The organism is Mycobacteroides franklinii (genome assembly GCF_002013895.1).
In the GTDB taxonomy this organism is placed as follows: Bacteria; Actinomycetota; Actinomycetes; order Mycobacteriales; family Mycobacteriaceae; genus Mycobacterium; species Mycobacterium franklinii.
Window position 1 is genome coordinate 21,280 of sequence record NZ_MAFQ01000009.1, and the last position, 15,265, is coordinate 36,544.

Annotated in this window: 13 protein-coding genes; 1 reads left to right on the forward strand and 12 read right to left on the reverse strand. The window is 63.8% G+C overall.

Going from position 1 to position 15,265, the window contains the following annotated elements; translation table 11 throughout:
* Window positions 1-25 precede the first annotated feature (25 nt).
* From B4393_RS16095 to metH, 8 genes are all read right to left on the reverse strand, one after another.
* On the reverse strand, window positions 26-673 hold the full coding sequence (locus tag B4393_RS16095) for an NADH-quinone oxidoreductase subunit C (RefSeq protein ID WP_236743183.1): 648 nt from the start codon (window positions 671-673) through the stop codon (window positions 26-28).
* A 35-nt stretch (window positions 674-708) separates the two neighbouring features.
* Entirely contained in the window at window positions 709-1,263 is a 555-nt protein-coding gene (locus tag B4393_RS16100; RefSeq protein ID WP_078334942.1) for a NuoB/complex I 20 kDa subunit family protein, read from the reverse strand.
* Between the two features lie 70 nt (window positions 1,264-1,333).
* Window positions 1,334-1,720: an NADH-quinone oxidoreductase subunit A gene (locus B4393_RS16105; RefSeq protein ID WP_078334943.1), complete on the reverse strand. Its 387-nt coding sequence runs from the start codon at window positions 1,718-1,720 to the stop codon at window positions 1,334-1,336.
* Window positions 1,721-1,948: 228 nt separating this feature from the next.
* The gene (locus B4393_RS16110) at window positions 1,949-2,344 is read right to left on the reverse strand and encodes a response regulator (protein ID WP_078334944.1); all 396 of its coding nucleotides are present in this window, start codon (window positions 2,342-2,344) and stop codon (window positions 1,949-1,951) included.
* Between the two features lie 25 nt (window positions 2,345-2,369).
* Window positions 2,370-3,251: an ATP phosphoribosyltransferase gene (hisG, locus tag B4393_RS16115; protein WP_078334945.1), complete on the reverse strand. Its 882-nt coding sequence runs from the start codon at window positions 3,249-3,251 to the stop codon at window positions 2,370-2,372.
* Between the two features lies 1 nt (window position 3,252).
* A complete protein-coding gene (locus B4393_RS16120; protein WP_176126497.1) occupies window positions 3,253-3,534 on the reverse strand; it encodes a phosphoribosyl-ATP diphosphatase in 282 nt (93 codons plus the stop codon).
* 16 nt (window positions 3,535-3,550) lie between these two features.
* Window positions 3,551-4,234 carry an HAD family hydrolase gene (locus B4393_RS16125; RefSeq protein ID WP_078334946.1) on the reverse strand — a complete coding sequence of 228 codons (684 nt, stop codon included), beginning with the start codon at window positions 4,232-4,234 and terminating at the stop codon, window positions 3,551-3,553.
* A 46-nt stretch (window positions 4,235-4,280) separates the two neighbouring features.
* Window positions 4,281-8,042, reverse strand: coding sequence for a methionine synthase (metH, locus tag B4393_RS16130; protein WP_413816150.1), 3,762 nt, complete (start codon window positions 8,040-8,042; stop codon window positions 4,281-4,283).
* Between the two features lie 243 nt (window positions 8,043-8,285).
* On the opposite strand from metH, the gene B4393_RS16135 reads away from it, so the two are divergent.
* A complete protein-coding gene (locus tag B4393_RS16135) occupies window positions 8,286-9,167 on the forward strand; it encodes a PAC2 family protein (RefSeq protein ID WP_078334947.1) in 882 nt (293 codons plus the stop codon).
* A gap of 79 nt (window positions 9,168-9,246) precedes the next feature.
* On the opposite strand, the gene B4393_RS16140 is transcribed toward B4393_RS16135, so the two are convergent.
* The 4 genes from B4393_RS16140 to B4393_RS16155 form a co-directional block, all read right to left on the reverse strand.
* Window positions 9,247-9,828, reverse strand: coding sequence for a hypothetical protein (locus B4393_RS16140; RefSeq protein WP_078334948.1), 582 nt, complete (start codon window positions 9,826-9,828; stop codon window positions 9,247-9,249).
* Complete coding sequence (locus tag B4393_RS16145; RefSeq protein WP_078334949.1) at window positions 9,825-10,442, reverse strand: hypothetical protein; 618 nt, start codon at window positions 10,440-10,442, stop codon at window positions 9,825-9,827. The genes B4393_RS16140 and B4393_RS16145 overlap by 4 nt, the downstream gene beginning before the upstream one ends.
* A 29-nt stretch (window positions 10,443-10,471) precedes the next feature.
* Window positions 10,472-11,626 carry an alpha-hydroxy-acid oxidizing protein gene (locus B4393_RS16150; RefSeq protein ID WP_078334950.1) on the reverse strand — a complete coding sequence of 385 codons (1,155 nt, stop codon included), beginning with the start codon at window positions 11,624-11,626 and terminating at the stop codon, window positions 10,472-10,474.
* 71 nt (window positions 11,627-11,697) lie between these two features.
* Window positions 11,698-15,228, reverse strand: a complete 3,531-nt coding sequence (locus B4393_RS16155) for a non-ribosomal peptide synthetase (protein ID WP_078334951.1) — start codon at window positions 15,226-15,228, stop codon at window positions 11,698-11,700.
* Window positions 15,229-15,265 lie beyond the last annotated feature (37 nt).

Here is a 15,265-nt window from a genome sequence, read left to right on the forward strand (position 1 = left end):
AGATGGAGTTCGGGCTGCGCTGTCATCAGTTGTAAGACCTCCGCTGATCGGGCGGCGCGATGGTCGCCCCGTGATACTCGACCGGCACACCGCCGAGCGGGTAGTCCTTCCGTTGCGGATGCCCCTCCCAGTCGTCGGGCATCTCTATCCGGGTCAGCGCGGGGTGATCGTCGAAGACGATGCCGAAGAAGTCGTAGGCTTCTCGTTCATGCCAGTCCGTGGTCGGATAGACGGCATTCAGCGACGGGATATGCGGATTGCTTTCCGGCACAGCTACTTCGAGCATGATCCGGCGGTTCCAGGTGATCGACATGAGCGGATAGACGGCATGCAGTTCCCGCGCGGTGTCATCGGGATAGTGCACGCCGCTGACGCCCAGGCTGAGCTCGAAACGCAACTGCGGGTCGTCGCGCAGGGACTGGGCGACCTGCACCAGATGTTCGGCCTTGACATGAATCGTCAGTTGATCACGGTAGACGACCACGCTCTCGATGGCATCCTCGTACGTGACATGCTCTTGCTCGGCGAGAACCGATTCCAGTCGATCGACGACCTGGTCGAAGTACCCGCCGTAGGGACGGTTCGAGCTCGCCGGCAAGGAGATTGACTGGACCAGTCCGCCATAGCCGGAGGTATCCCCACTGCCGCGCACCCCGAACAGCCCGCGCCGCACCCCGATGACCTCACTCGGATTCTGCTCGCAGTCGCTCACCGCAACAGCCCCTTCATCTCGATGGTGGACGTCGCGGCAAGTGCGGCCGCTTCGGTCTCGCGGATGACTTCCTCGCGGTTCGCCCCGAGCGGCATGTGCGCAATCTTCTCGTGCAGCTTCAAGATCGCATGCAGCAGCATTTCCGGTCGGGGCGGGCAACCGGGAAGATAGATATCCACGGGGACAACGTGATCGACCCCCTGGACGATGGCGTAGTTGTTGAACATGCCGCCCGAAGAGGCACAGACCCCCATGGCCAGCACCCATTTCGGCTCGGCCATCTGGTCGTAGATCTGGCGCAGTACCGGAGCCATTTTCTGGCTCACCCTGCCCGCCACGATCATCAGGTCGGCCTGTCGCGGGGTCGCCGAAAAACGTTCCATGCCAAAGCGCGCGATGTCGAATCGCGGGCCTGCCGTCGACATCATCTCGATGGCACAACACGCCAGCCCAAAGGTGGCGGGCCACAACGAACCTTTGCGCACATACCCCGCCAGCGTCTCGACGGTGCTCAGCAGAAATCCGCTAGGCAGTTTTTCCTCAAGACCCATGGCTCTCCCGACAGGCGTGCATATTCGTGATGTTGCAAGGACTTCCAGCTGCCCCATCAATCGCGCGGGGCTAATCCCAGCTCAGGCCACCGCGCCTCCATTCGTACGCGTACGCCACCGACACATTGACGATGAACAGGGCCATTGCCAGCAGTCCGAACACTCCGAGGGCGTCGAAGTGCACCGCCCACGGATACAAGAAGACGATCTCGATATCGAAAATGATGAACAACATCGCGGTGAGGTAGTACTTCACGGGCACCCGGTGTCCACCCACGGCGGCACCGTGATGATCGCGCCCCATCGAGTGTTGGGTGGCCTCGATGCCACACTCATACGCCTCGAGCTTGGCCCGGTTGTATCGGCGCGGACCGACAAACGACGAAATCCCAACGGAGAAAACGGCAAAAGCCACCGCAATGGCGCCGAGTACCAAGATCGGTACATATGCATCCATGGCAGAACAGCCTCCCGAATAGATCCATCGGGTCCCTGTGCTGGATCGGCAACATTGCCGTGTCAGTGCTGTTTGTGGTCGAGGGCTGCCGACCAGTACAGATGTGACCTAACAAACACACTATCGGTTGGCGCCTGATCCATGCCACCGTTTGACGGTGTTTTGCACAATTAAGTACCGAGCCGAAAGGTCTGTGGAAGCTGAAGTCAGCGGAATGTTGCGGCAGTGTCAGCGGCGGGTTGCGGCCGCCGAGCCAAGCAGATCGATCACCGTGGCGGTCAACCGCATCGGGTCGATCGGCCGCGGCACCACAGCCTCCGCGCGTGACCAGCTCGCCAGCCAGTTGTCCTGCGGCCGACCGGTCAGGACCACGATCGGCGGCGGCGCTTCGACCTCGTCCTTGACCTGCTTGGCCACACCCATCCCACCGAAGGGAGTCGCCTCGCCGTCAAGGATCGCCAGATCGATACCGGCAGCCGCGAGGCGTTCGATGACCATGGGACCGGTGGCGACCTCGACGAACTCCAGCGGCGGCAGGGCGGAATCCGGTCGCGTGCCGATTCCCTGAATTACCTTGCGCCGGACCGTGATGTCATCGCTGTAGACGAGGACGTGCAGCGCCATACGGCCATGCTAGGCCATGGGGGGACTACGCGCGGAAGAACCGGACCTCGGAGGCCAGGATGGCCTTCGCCCCGATGGCGGCCAGTGCGTCCATGGTGGTGTTGACACCCTTGCGTGGCGCCAGGGCACGCACCGCGACCCACGCCTCGTCGGCCAACGGAGCCAGCGTCGGGGATTCCAGACCGGGCGTCACCTTGAGCGCCTCGTCCAGCACCTCGCGCGGGCAGTCATAGTCGAGCATCAGGTACTGCTGGCCGAACACCACACCCTGGATGCGCGTGGTCAGTTGCGTGCGCGCCGTTTCCGTTGCCGGATCGGCGTTCTCCCGCTCGATCAACACGGCCTCGGAATCGCACAGAGATTCGCCGAATGCGACCAGGCCGTGCTGGCGCAGGGTACGACCGGTGCCGACGATATCGGCGATCACATCGGCCACGCCAAGCTGGATGGAGATCTCCACGGCACCGTCCAGCCGAATGACGTCGGCCTCGATCCCCTTGGTGGCCAGGTCCTTTCGAACCAAATTGGGGTACGCGGTGGCAATTCTCTTGCCCGCGATGTCGTAAATGCTCCAGTCGCGCCCGGCGGGTGCGGCGTACCGAAAGGTCGACCCGCCGAATCCCAGCGCGAGCCGCTCGACGACCGGCGCATCGGAGTCCATCATCAGATCGCGCCCGGTGATGCCGAGATCCAGTTCGCCCGAGCCCACATAGATCGCGATGTCCTTGGGCCTGAGGAAGAAGAACTCGACATCGTTCTGCGGGTCCAGCACCGTGAGATCTTTGGCGTCGCCGCGCCGCCGATAGCCGGCCTCGGACAGAATCTCCGACGCGGCCTCGCTCAGCGCACCCTTGTTGGGGACGGCAACCCGCAGGGGCACTTTTGTGCCCGCGTTTGACTCAGTCATGTCAGAGCTTCCGGTAGACGTCATCGAGGGTGAGCCCGCGGGCGATCAGCAGTACCTGCGCCCAATACAGCAGCTGGCTGACCTCTTCGGCAAGCGACTCGTCGCTCTCGTGCTCGGCCGCCAGCCACACTTCGCCTGCCTCTTCGAGCAGCTTCTTACCCAGGGTATGTACACCCGCATCGAGGGCGGCAACGGTCCCACTGCCCTCGGGCCGGGTTCTGGCGCGGTCACTGAGCTCGGCGAACAGCTCCTCGAAGGTCTTCACGGGTGGCGATTCTGTCACGACCTGGCCCGGCGAGTCATATGGGTTTGCAGGTCGTGGCCGTCAGCACGTCGGCATGCGCAAGCCGCAGGTCGTCCGCCGTCAGCCCCAACAAGGTGGCGACATGCCTGCGCCGATCATTGGCGGGCACCTCGACATGGTTGGGCACCACCAGCACAGCGCACCCCGCGGCCTCGGCGGCGGCGGCACCGGTTGCCGAATCCTCGATGGCCAGACATTCGCGTGGCTCGACGCCCAACAGTTCGGCGGCGCGCAGGTACGGATCGGGGGCCGGCTTGCCCGCCGGCACCTCGTCACCGCAGACCGACTCGGTAAACCAGTGCGTGCCAATGGTCTTGAGTGCCTGGTCGGTGAGCGACCTGATGGTGTTTGTCACCAGTGCCATGGGCACCTGCGCGGCGGCAAGCTGTGCCAGCATCTCCTGGGCGCCATCGCACCAGATGAGACCGGTCTGGAAGAGCTCACCGGTGTATTCGTGCAGCCAATCGTTCTCACTGGCCATCCGCTCGGGATCTGGTTCCAGTTCCAGTGCGGTGAAGATCATCCGCATGGTGGCGTCCGCCGCTCCGCCGACGAGCGCGGCGCGCAGCTCGGGAGTCATCTCGCCGCCGAGCTTGCGGCACAGCTCTCCCATCGAGATGTCCCAGAGCTTCTCCGATTCGATGAGGGTGCCGTCCATGTCCCACAGCACCGCACGCATGCGACCGATTCTGTCAGAGGTCGCCCGCTGCGCACGATGCTGGTGCTCAGTCCTCAGGGTTGTAGCCGAGGTTCGGGCCGAGCCAGCGCTCGGCTTCCTGCAGCGTCCAGCCCTTACGCTTGGCATAGTCGGCGGTCTGGTCCTGGGCGATCCGGCCGACCACGAAGTACTGCGACTGCGGGTGCGAGAAGTACCAGCCGCTGACGGCGGCGCCGGGCCACATCGCCATGGATTCGGTCAGCTCGATGCCGGTGCGCTTCGTCACGTCCATCAGATCGAACAGCGTCACCTTCTCGGTGTGCTCCGGGCAGGCCGGGTAACCGGGCGCCGGGCGGATTCCCCGGTACTTCTCACCGATGAGCGCCTCGTTGTCCAGCTGCTCGTCGGGCTGGAAACCCCAGAACTCCTTGCGGACCCGTTGGTGCATCCGTTCGGCGAATGCCTCCGCCAGCCGGTCGGCGACCGACTCCAGCAGGATCGCGCTGTAGTCGTCCAGATCCGCCTTGAACTCCATGATCTTGTCCTGGCCGCCGAGTCCCGAGGTGACTGCGAAGGCGCCGATATAGTCCGCCAGGCCGGTGTCCTTGGGGGCGATGTAGTCGCCCAGCGACCGGTTCGGGATGCCGTCGCGGTGCTCGCCCTGTTGGCGCAGATTGTGCAGCGTGGTCAGCACTTCGGTGCGGGTGTCGTCGGTGTAGACCTCGATATCGTCACCAACCGCGTTGGCCGGGAAGAAGCCGATCACCCCGTTGGCCGTCAGCCACTTCTCCTCGATCACGGAGTCGAGCATCTGCTGCGCGTCGTTGTACAGCTTGCGGGCGGTCTCGCCCGTCGCCGGGTTGTTCAGGATGTCGGGGAAACGACCTTTCATCTCCCAGGCGTTGAAAAAGGGCTGCCAGTCGATGTACTCGCGCAACTCGGCGATGTCGTAGTCAAGAAATTCCCGCACTCCGACACCCTGCGCGGGTACCGGTGGCGTGTAACCGTCCCAATCGATGGGGGTTCGGTTCGCCCGGGCCCTCTCCAAGGTCAGCATCGGGCGCTCATTTTTCTGAGCGTGCCGTTCCCGCAGCGCCGCGTAGTCGGCAGACGTTGCCTCCAACAACCCTGGGCGCTGCTTGTCGTCGAGCAGCGCCGCGGCGACCGGGACCGAGCGGGACGCGTCCTTGACCCACACGACCGGACCGCTGCGACGCGGCGCCACCTTCACCGCCGTGTGGGCTCGGGAGGTGGTCGCGCCACCGATCAGCAGCGGGATCTGAAGCCCCCTACGCTCCATCTCGACGGCGAAGTTGACCATCTCGTCCAGCGACGGGGTGATCAGGCCGGACAATCCGATGATGTCTGCGTCATATTCCTCGGCCGCAGCCAGGATCTTCTCGGCGGGCACCATGACCCCGAGGTCGATTACCTCGAAGTTGTTGCACTGCAACACAACCCCGACGATGTTCTTGCCGATGTCGTGAACATCGCCCTTCACCGTGGCCATGATGATGGTGCCGTTGGTGTCCTTGGACTTGGAAGACCCAGCGGCACCGTTCGCTGTGTTCTCGGCCTTCTCCTCCTCGATGAACGGCAGCAGGTACGCCACGGCCTTCTTCATCACCCGGGCCGACTTCACGACCTGGGGCAGAAACATCTTGCCCGCGCCGAAGAGGTCACCGACAACGTTCATGCCGTCCATCAGCGGGCCCTCGATCACCTCGATCGGGCGACCCCCGGCGGCGGCGATCTCGGCCCGCAACTCCTCGGTATCGGTCTCGACATCGGCGTCGATACCCTTCACCAGGGCGTGCGTGATCCGCTCCCGGACCGGCAGGCTCCGCCACTCCTGAACAGCCGAGGGGCCGGTCTCCTTCTCCGTGCTGTTGAACCGTTCCGCGATCTCCAGCAGCCTCTCGGCCGCGTCCGCGCGCCGGTTCAGCACGACGTCCTCGATCCTTTCCCGCAGGTCGGGGTCGATCGAGTCATATGGCACCAGCGCACCGGCATTGACGATGCCCATGTCCAGGCCGGCCTTGATGGCGTGGAACAGGAACACCGCGTGAATCGCCTCGCGGACGGGGTTGTTACCGCGGAACGAGAACGACACGTTCGAGATACCGCCGGAGATATGCACCCCCGGCAGGTTCTCCTTGATCCAGGCGCAGGCCTCGATGAAGTCGATCCCGTACGTCGCGTGCTCCTCGATACCGGTCGCCAGCGCGAAGCAGTTGGGGTCGAAGATGATGTCCTCCGCCGGGAAGCCGACCTCTTCGGTCAGAATCCGGTAGGCGCGTCCGCAGATCTCCTTGCGCCGTTCCAGATTGTCGGCCTGGCCCTTCTCATCGAAGGCCATCACCACGACGGCGGCACCGTACTTGTGGCACAGCCGCGCTTCGCGGATGAACTTCTCCTCGCCTTCCTTCATGGAGATCGAGTTGACGATCGGCTTGCCCTGCACGTTCTTCAGGCCCGCCTCGATGACCTCCCACTTGGAGGAGTCGATCATCACCGGAATGCGACTGATGTCGGGCTCGGCCGCGATCAGCTTGGTGAACCGGTCCATCGCGGCGACGCCGTCGATCATGCCCTCGTCCATGTTGATGTCGATCACCTGCGCACCGACCTCGACCTGCTGTAGCGCGACCGACAGCGCGGTGTCGTAGTCCTCGGCCTTGATCAAGTTGCGGAACCTGGCCGAACCGGTGATGTTGGTGCGCTCACCGATGTTCACGAACAGGGAGTCGTCGGTGATGTTGAGGGGCTCCAGCCCGGAGAGGCGAGTCGCCAGTGGGATCTCCGGCAATGCACGCGGCGGTCTGCCTTCGACAACCTTGGCGATCTCCGCGATATGCGCAGGCGCGGTCCCGCAGCACCCACCGACCAGGTTGACCAGGCCGGCCTCGGCGAACTCGGCAAGGTAGCCGGCCTGGTGCTCAGGGGACTCGTCGTACTCGCCGAAGGCGTTAGGCAGGCCCGCGTTCGGATAGCAAGAGACAAAGGTGTCGGCAATGCGCGACATCTCCGCGATGTACGGCCGCATCTCCGGGGCACCCAGGGCACAGTTGAGACCCACCGCGAGGGGCTTGGCGTGCCGGATCGCGTTCCAGAATGCCTCGGTGACCTGGCCGGACAACGTCCGTCCGGACGCGTCGGTGATGGTGCCCGAGATGATGATCGGCCAGCGCCGCCCGCGCTGCTCGAACAGCGTCTCCACGGCGAACACCGCCGCCTTGGCGTTCAGCGAGTCGAAGATGGTCTCGATGAGGATGATGTCGGCACCGCCGTCGACCAGGCCGTTGGCTGCTTCGAGATAGGCGGCGACCAGCTGGTCGTAGGAGACATTGCGGGCTCCGGGATCGTTGACGTCCGGCGAAATCGACGCGGTCCGGGTGGTCGGCCCCAGCGCTCCGGCGACATAACGGGGCTTGGCGGGGGTGCTGTACTCGTCGGCAGCCGCCCGCGCCAGCGCGGCACCGGCGTAATTCAGCTCGTAGCTCAGCTCTTCCATACCGTAGTCGGAGAGCGACACCGCGTTCGCGTTGAACGTGTTGGTCTCGAGGATGTCCGCGCCCGCCTCGAGGTATTCACGGTGGATGCCCTCGATGATGTGCGGCTGCGTCAGAGTGAGCAGATCGTTGTTGCCGACAAGGTCGCTCGGCCAGTCGGCGAACCGTTCGCCCCGGTATCCGGCCTCATCTGGCCTATCACGCTGGATCGCCGTGCCCATCGCGCCGTCGATCACCAGGATGCGCTGTCCGAGAGCAGTTGTCAGCGGGTCCGTGCAGTCGGGCCGGATATTCGGCTGCAGATTGGCCACGTGCATTCCTTCCAGAGCGGAAGGCGTCCTTAACTCTGCCGAGCGTGGCGGTCACGGGCTGTGATCCGGAACCGTTGCAACGCCTCTCGACCAGATGAAGTCTACGTCGTCACCCGACAGTCGTGCGAACGCCTAATGTCTCGTGCGGTTTTCTCTTAGGGCGGTCATATCAACAATGTGATCCGGCTATCCAATCCATTCTCCGCCCGCCGCGGCTCGTCCCCGTCACGCAGGGCTTACGCTGGCACCGTGACGCTGTCGGATAACGCCCAGAACGGCCTACCCGTGCTGCGCGACCCGATAGTGGTTGCCGCGTTCGAAGGCTGGAATGACGCCGGCGATGCGGCCAGCGCTGCGCTGGAGCACCTGGACACCACCTGGCAGGCCACTCCGTTGATGACCATCGACGATGAGGATTACTACGATTACCAGGTCAATCGCCCCGTCGTGCGGTTGGTCGAGGGCGTCACCCGTGAGCTGGAATGGCCGGGGATGCACATCTCCTACTGCTCGCCTCCCGGCTCGCAGCGCGATGTGGTCCTCATGCACGGCGCCGAGCCGAACATGCGCTGGCGCACCTTCTGCAACCGCCTGCTGGCCATTGCGGACCGCCTCAACGTGTCGACGGTGGTGATCCTGGGTGCGCTGCTGGCCGATACTCCACACACCCGGCCGGTGCCGGTCAGCGGCACCGCATACTCCCCCGACGCTGCCAAGTTCTTCGGTCTGGAAGAGACCCGATACGAGGGGCCCACCGGTATCGCCGGGGTATTCCAGGACGCCTGCGTGAACGCCGGTATCCCGGCTGTCGCGTTCTGGGCCGCGGTACCGCATTACGTGTCGCAACCCCCTAACCCGAAGGCAACCGTCGCGCTGCTGCAGCGCGTCGAAGACGTGCTCGACGTGGAGGTCCCCCTCGGGGATCTACCCGAGCAGGCCGAGGAGTGGGAGCAGGCGGTCAGCGAGATGACCACCGAGGACGAGGAGATTTCCGAATACGTGCAGTCTCTCGAGGAGCGTGGCGACGCCGAAGTGGATACCACCGAGATTCTCAGCAAGATCGACGGTGACGCGCTGGCCGCCGAGTTCGAGCGGTATCTGCGCCGTCGTGGGCCGCGTTTCGGGGGCTAGCCCCCCGAGGCGCACTCAACAGCTCGCACCAGCACCGCACCGGTGGCCCCGGTAAAGCACGGCGGTGAGAACCGACCGCCTAAATAAATTCGAGCTTGCTCGCCAGCCAGTGGCCGTCGACCAGTTCCATGGTCATTTTCATCCGGGACTTGTCGATTCGCGAATCCCCGCGTGTGTTATTGGCAATCGACTGATCCACCATGAGCAGCACGACCACCTTCTGCTCGGGTTCACCGACGGTGTCGGACTGCACCGCCGAGGCGACCACCTTGCCCACTGCGGTCGCCTGATTGTCAATCATCAACTGCCGCAGTTGCACTGAGTTCTTCGCGAACTGATCCTTGAGTTCGCCGGTGCTGTGCTCCAGGATCTGCGCGAAGCTCTGGTCGAGATGTCCCGAATCGATGGAGGTCATCAAGACGGCTGTCGCCTCGGCGGCCTCGCGCGCCTCGCCGCGAGATTCGCGAACACGCCGATCACGGTCGAACTCTGCCCGTTCCTGTACGACCGTGTCGCGCTGCGCGGCCAGAATGGGACCGTCGTGGGCCAGCTTCCACCCCAAGAATCCACATATACACAGCGCGACCAGCGCTACACCAACCAGCACACTGGCGAAGACAATTCGCAGTTGCGCACCGTGCGGTGCCGGATAGCCGGTCATATCAGCTCCACATCGCTTGCGAGCCAACGACCATCGACCTTCTCCATGGTGATCTTCACCCGCGATTTGTCCTGGCGGGGATCCGGAACCGCGACGTTGCTCACGCTCTGATCGACGAACAGCAACACGACAACCTTGTCCACCGATTCGGATTGAATCGCCGAGGCCGTCACCTTGCCCTCGGCCTTCGACTTGTTCTCGGCCAAGACCTGTCTCAGTTGGGCGCTGGAGTTCTCATAGGTCTTCTTGAATTGGCCGGTGGACTTCTCGAGTACCGCGGACCGTTGTCGATCGAGATCTCGGTAGTCCACGTTCGTCAATGCGAGGATGAAGTCGGCAGACGCGTCTTGCGCTTGCCTGCCGGCCTCGTGCACCTCGCGATCCCGAATCAGTGTGGTGCGCCATTCTCCCGACAAGTCGGGTGTTGCCCGCCGATCCGCCACCAATTTCCATCCCAGGAGACCGCACCCGGCCACGGCGAACGCGGTCACCACCGCGACCACGATGATCGTGACCGTTGCCCACCGGGCCGGCCTGGGCGCGGGCGGTGGGTACGGCGAATACGGTGGGTACTGCGGATACGGAACGGGCTCTTGAGGCCACTGCTGAATCATCAGACCCCCCGACTGAAGTTATCGCGCGCTTAGGAAAGCCGCTGCACCGCCAACTCGTTCAGCGAAAGGTAGCAGTTCACGGCCATCGTCAGGTCGGCTTCGGCGAGCAGCGACTGAATGACATGTTTGACGCCGTTGGTTCCGTCAAGCGCGAGCCCGTAGACGTACGGACGGGCGATGCCCACCAGACTGGCGCCGAGTGCCATGGCCCGCAAGATATCGATACCGTCGCGAACCCCGGAATCGAACGTCACGGGAACAGGCCCGGCCGCCTCGACGGCAGCGGCAAGTCCGTCGATCGCGGGCACTCCCCCATTCGCTTGCCGCCCACCATGATTGGAGTAGGCGATGGCGTCGATGCCGCGGTCCGCCGCCTCCCGCACATCCGCCACATCGCAGATGCCCTTCAGGATGATCGGAAGTTTGGTGATCGACCGGTAGTGGTCGATGTCCGCCCAGGTAAGCCCGGGATGGCTGAACAACGACGCCCACACCAAACCGGCATGCATCGGCGTCAGTTCCCCGGCGGAGCGCACCCCCGCAATCTCCAGGAATCGAGGATCGGAGGTGTAGTTCGCCAGGCAGTGCCCGTGCAGCATCGGCAGATATCCATGTTTGAGATCACGCGGACGCCAGCCGAGCGTGCCGGTGTCCAGCGTCACCGCGAGGGCGTCGTATCCCGCTGCCTCGGCGCGCCGAATGAAGTTATCGGTCAGCTCAGAATCCGACGACGGGTACAGCTGGAAGATCCCGTAGGAATCGCCACGCTCGGCGGCAACCTGTTCAAGCGTGGCCGCCGACAGTGTCGAATACATGGCGGGCATATCGAGTTCACGAGCGGCGGCCGCCGTCAGCAGGTCGCCACGGTCGCGGACCGCGCCCAGCACACCCACCGGACAGATGAAGGCCGGGCTGGTGAACGTGCGCCCCAGAAATGACGTCGACATGTCCCGATTCGTACGGTCGCGCAGCATCCGGGGCACCAACCCGTAGCGGCGTAGCGCGGTGGCATTCGAGTCCTGGGTGTGCTCATCGCCGGCGCCGCCGCGCACATAGCCGAAGATCCCCTCGCCCAGCACCTGTTCGGCGCGGCTCTCCAGCTCGGCGAACGTGAACGGAAGGGTTGAGACCTTGCCGAGCGCACCCGCCGCATAGAACTGGAGCTGGAAATCGCCGAAGTTCATCGTGCACCCCTCACCGTTCGGATTTTCGCTGGGTGTTCAGCGTACTGGGCACACCGCCCGCACCCGACCGATCAGGTGGTACCGGCCAGGACCTCCTCATCGCTCATCGCCGCGATCTCCAGATAGTGTCCCGCGACGACGATCAGGCGATCCGGAGTACCAAGCTCTGCCTCCCGCTGCTTGAGTCTGTCGGCCAGTCCGGCAACAGTCCGGGTGGCGAACAAATCTCCAACCAGCGCATGATCCGCGGACAACCAGTCACGGACCCGGGCAATCACGGTCGTGGCCAGCACCGAATCGCCGCCCTGGGTGAAGAAATCGTCGTGAATTCCTATGGATTCCACGCCCAACACTGCTGACACCAGATCCACCAGGGCAGCATCCAGATCATCTCGGGGTGTGGCATCGACGCTGGCGGTACTCATCTGCTCAAGCATTGCTGTGACGGCGCCCCGGTCGATCTTCCCGTTCGGCGTCAACGGCATCTGGTCGAGAACATCAACCCGATTCGGGACCATGTAGCTGGGAACCAGGTCGGCGAGCTGCGTCGAAAAGCCCAAGGCGCGATCAGGTGTACCCGACACCGCCGCAACCAGAATGGGCGCGTCACCGCCGACGATGGCGGCGACGGCGTGGCGCACGCCGGGCACCATCCGCAAGGCACTTTCCACCTCACCCAGCTCAACTCGGTATCCACGAATCTGGACCTGATGGTCCGCGCGGCCGAGAAACTCGATGGTTCCGTCCGGCCAGTACCTGGCCATATCACCCGTCCGGTACCACCGCAGTCCGTCGTACTCGACAAATCTCTCCGCCGTGCGCTCGGCATCATTGCGATATCCGGCTGCGACATTGGCACCACCCACCCAGAATTCACCGGCTACCCAGTCCGGGCAATCGCGGCCCGCCGGTGACACCACCCGGCATCGGACGTTGCGCAATGGCACACCGAAAGGCACTGTCGCCCAATGTGCGGGCGGAGTACCCACCACCTCACAGATGGTGTTGTGAATGGACGTCTCTGTGGCTCCACCCAATCCGGAGAACCGGCATCCCGGCACCTGCTCGGCCAGGCGGGTGGCCAAGTCGGCACCCACCCAGTCACCCCCGAGGGTGACGGCCCGCAGCGAATCACCCAGGCCATGCCCGCCGATCTCCAGAATCATGTCCAACATGCTCGGCACACAGTTCAAGATCGAAACCTTGTGGCGCCGTAATAGATCCACCCACGTTGTGGCCTCAGCGCGCTGTTCGGCATCGACGGCCACCACCGATCCACCGACCGAGAACATTCCGAACATGTCGTAGACAGAGGCGTCGAATTCCAGGGCCGACAGCGCAAGCACCCGGTCAGTGGACCCGACATCGAACCAATCGTTGACGGCATCGATAGTGTTCATTGCCCCGCGGTGGAGCACGTCCACACCCTTGGGCGTGCCGGTGGATCCCGAGGTAAAGATGACATATGCGACGGTGTCGGTCGGCGGGATCACCGGCGCTGCCAACGGTTCCGGGTGTTCAACGGCAACGTTTATCGACAACGAAGGCACCGGAATATCCGAGCCTTCGACAGTGATCGCGATGGTCACGCCACCGGTCTCCAGAATGCTGGCCCGTCGAACGGCAGGCTGGTCGAAGCCTATCGGGATGTAGGTCGCTCCGGCGGCGAGCACCCCCAGGACCGCGAGAATCTGATCGCGCCCCTTGGGCAGCTGCACTGCCACCGCATCGCCGGGCCGAACGCCTCTGGCCTGCAGGGCACCGGCCACCGTCAGTGCCTGCGCGGCTAGATCACCGTACGTCCACACGCCGTCGTCATCACCGAATCCCCAGACCACCGCAGGCGCCTCAGGATGGGCGGCCGCGTTGTCGAAGAAGCCTTCGTGCAGGCAACGGCCACTGACCGGACCGTCCGTCGCGTTGACAGTTCTTCGAACCTCCGCCTGCGAGGCAGGAATCCTTACGGCCGCATCAGCATTCCAGCCCTCGTCGCCGTCACACAGCGCGGCGACGGCGTCGATATAGTGGTTGAACATCGCATCAACCATGCCCTGCGGGAAGGCGGCTTCGCGTACATCCCAGTTCAGCAGCAGCCCGCCACGGACCTCGGTCACCTGAGCGTCCAGCAGCACCTGGGGCCCCTGGGAAATGATCCAGACCGGTTCGCCGAACGTTTCCCTGACAGTCTCGGCAAACAGTTCTCCCAAATTCAGTGCGCTGGTGTACACAACGGGCGCCAGCACCGGCTCGCCGCGATGCCTACCAAGATCACGCAGCACATTCAGTCCCGGATACGACGAGTGTGCTCCGCTCTCATACATGTTGTGCTGCAAAGCCCGGGCACGATCGGCCACCGACATGTCATCGGTCAGGTCAACCTCGAGCATGATCGATGAGGTGAAGTCACCGATGACCCGATCGATATCGGGGTGCGTCGATTCACGTTGAAACAGAGGAATGTTCAGTAAGAACCGGCTCTGCGCCGACCATCCGCCGATAGTCTCCGCGAACACGGCTGCCATCGCCATCGCGGGGGTGATGCCCCGCCGATGGGTGGCCGTCAACAGCTGTTCCTTCGCCTGAGGCTCAAGCCAATGGTCATATCGGACAGTGCGATGCGGTTCAGCACGTTCGCTGACCGGCACGGTAGGCAGCTCGGGCGCACCCGGCAAATCGTCCAGCCGCTCATTCCACCATCGCCTGTCACGCTCATAGACCGACGTGTCACTCTGATTCTCTGTGCGGTATCGCCGGTAGGTGTAGTGCAACTCCGGTTGTGCGGCACCGTGATACAGCGCCGCAAGATCTGATACCAGAACCCGGTAGCTCATCGCGTCACCTGCCAGCATGTCGACGTCTAGATGCAGCCGGCTGCTCTTCTCGTCGCGCAGGGTCAGGGTGACGTCGAGTACCTGGCCATCCTCGATCGCCAAGCGCTGATGCGTCTTGCGCTCGCGGAGCTCGGCCAGCGCTTCGTCGATCGCGTCGGCCGTACGTCCGCGCAGGTCCACCACATTGAACACATCGCGTCCCGGGGCCGCCAGGGTCTGCTGGGTGCCGTCGGGCAGAAACCTGGTGCGTAGCATGGGATGTGCCGCCACTAATCGATCAACGGCCAGCCGCAGGCGCGCGGGATCGACTACTCCGCCGTCGAACTCGACGTACAGATGCGCCGCGACCCCACCGAGTTCCTGGTCCTCCGATCGGCCGATCCAGTACGCGTGCTGCATGGTGGCCAGTGGGAAAGGCTCATCCTCGTCGTGGGCATCGGCTTCGTGGGTATCATCCTCGCGGGAATCTGTGCCGTCGATTCCGGCTGCGGGAGCCGACGGTTCGGTGACACCTGCACCGCTGAGCAGGGCATACCACGATTCGACGGACGGGGCGGCAGCAAGCTCTGCGAAGGTGATGCGGCTACCACGCTTACGCCAGCCACCAGCCAGTGTCATCATGCGGATCGAGTCGAGTCCGAGGGCGATGAGGTCGGCCCCGTCCTCGATCTGCTCCAGCCTGATACCCACCAGATCTGCGATCGTGGCCTTGATCTCGTCCTTACTCAAGACCACACCGCTGATGTCCTGGCCGGCCGTTTCTGAATTCATTACGTCGCTTCTTTCGTCTTCTGCAAGTAATACGAGA